At 57.0% G+C, this 611-nt stretch carries 1 protein-coding gene; it reads right to left on the bottom strand.

What is annotated here, in order from left to right:
- Positions 1–611 (bottom strand): hypothetical protein (locus IEX86_RS24825; protein ID WP_188868806.1); only part of this gene is annotated, 611 nt, incomplete at both ends.

Below are 611 nucleotides of genomic sequence, written 5' to 3'. Positions count from 1 at the left end.
GATGAGCGATATTGTTTACTTAGGCTTTGTGGCAACGAGGCCATGAGCTGGCTATGCTCGGCAAGGGTGGGCGTAAGCCTCACCTGTCCCGATTCGCCTACCAGTACAAGCCCAAACGCCCTGTTGAGCGCTGCTCGTGTTTGACTAGGTAAGCCATGCTGACTAATCCCTTCGTTAACGGCGCTTTCGAGCCCGGCGGGACGAAGGTCTGTAGGGTCAGGTCGGAGCTGTGACCAGGTCTGGCCCTGTTGCTCCAGATGGCACAGGAAACGGTTGATCGATGAGCGATCGTTGGAGTTTAGGCTTTGTGGCAACGAGGCCATGAGCTGACTATGCTCGGCAAGGGTGGGCGTAAGCCTCACCCGTCCCGATTCGCCTACCAGCACAAGCCCCAACGCCCTGTTGAGTACTGCTCGTGTTTGACTAGGTAGGCCATGCCGACTAATCCCTTCGTTAACCGCGCGTTCGAGCGCGGCGGGACGAGGATCAGTAGGGTTAGTAGGCCACAGCTGTGACCAGGTCTGGCCCTGTTGCTCCAGATGGCACAGGAAACGATTGATCGATGAGCGTTCTTGTTTACTTAGGCTTTGTGGCAGCAAGGCCATGAGCTG

Origin of the sequence: Pseudomonas asuensis (assembly GCF_014646755.1) — a bacterium.
Lineage (GTDB): Bacteria > Pseudomonadota > Gammaproteobacteria > Pseudomonadales > Pseudomonadaceae > Chryseomonas > Chryseomonas asuensis.
The sequence above is the reverse complement of the archived record's forward strand: the minus strand, read 5'-3'. Positions and strand labels throughout refer to the sequence as shown.